The sequence below is a fragment of the Actinoplanes sp. NPDC051633 genome (assembly GCF_040681735.1).
In the GTDB taxonomy this organism is placed as follows: Bacteria; Actinomycetota; Actinomycetes; order Mycobacteriales; family Micromonosporaceae; genus Actinoplanes.
In genome coordinates, this window is the sequence record NZ_JBFAZH010001745.1 from 1 (window position 1) to 1,162 (window position 1,162).

Sequence of the window (1,162 nt, forward strand, 5' to 3'; positions counted from 1 at the left end):
CACGCCCGGCGCCGTGCCGCCCGAGCCGGGCGTACCCGTCAAACCCACCGCATCCCCATCCGCCACGCCGAGCCGGCCCGCCAAGCCGCCGGCGCCCACCGCCACCGGCGGGCCGCGGCCCGTCAAACCGGCCGGCCGGAACTGCCGCACCGGCGCCAAGCTCGTGCCGACCTGCGGCGTCCTGTGGGGCGTCGCGCCGGGGGCGTTCACCGACGACCGCGGCCGGGTGGCGCTCGCGGCCTTCGAGGAGAAGACCGAGCGGCACCAGGACATCTACCACGCCTACCACCGGGGGACCGGGCAGCTCTTCCCGACCAAGGAGGAGGTCACGATCGCCCGCGAGGACGGCCGCGAGCGGCTGCTCTTCCTCAACTGGAAGCCGGCCGGGGCCTCCTGGGCGGCGATCGCGGCCGGCGACAAGAAGACCGACGCGTACCTCGACCGGCTCGCCACGCACATCAAGAAGAACTTCCCCGAACAGTTCTTCTTCACCGTGCACCACGAGGCCGAGGACAACGTGCGGGAGAAGGCCGGTTCCGGCTACACGGCCGATGACTACTCGAAGATGTTCCGGCACGTGGTCTCGCATCTGCGGGCGCGCGGGGTGGACAACCTGGTCACCGTGCTGGTGCACATGGCGTACGTGCCGCACACCACGCAGAGCTGGTTCGACCGGATGTACCCGGGCGACGACGTGGTCGACTGGATCGGCTTCGACACCTACGCGTACAGCGACCCGGGATACGGCCACGGCGACTTCGCCGAGCTGCTGAACCGGCGGATGGAGAGCAAGCCGACCTGGCCCGGCTTCTACAACTGGGCGGTGACCAAGCACAGCGACAAGCCGCTGATGGTGGCCGAGTGGGGCGTCTGGTCGTCGAAGAGCAACCCGGCGCACAAGGCCGACTTCTACCGCGAGGTGGGCCGCCAGATCAGCCGGTTCCCCAACATCCGTGCGATGGTCCACTTCGACACGCCGCACAACCAGAAGGGCCTGGACAGCCGGGTCGACGCGACAAAGGAGTCCCTGACGGCCTACCGCCGGCTGGGCAACCTCCCGGTCTTCCAGGTCGACGTGGTCAACAACCTGTCCTGACGGCCGCGGCTATGTCTGTAAGTGATTGTTTTGTTTGTGACACGATCGATTGTGATGTCTAATTGG

At 68.2% G+C, this 1,162-nt stretch carries 1 protein-coding gene; it reads left to right on the plus strand.

Translation table 11 applies throughout. The features are described 5' to 3' along the window. On the plus strand, window positions 1–1,096 hold a 1,096-nt coding region (locus AB0M20_RS44845), incomplete at its 5' end, for a glycosyl hydrolase (protein ID WP_364307714.1). Window positions 1,097–1,162: the final 66 nt, after the last annotated feature.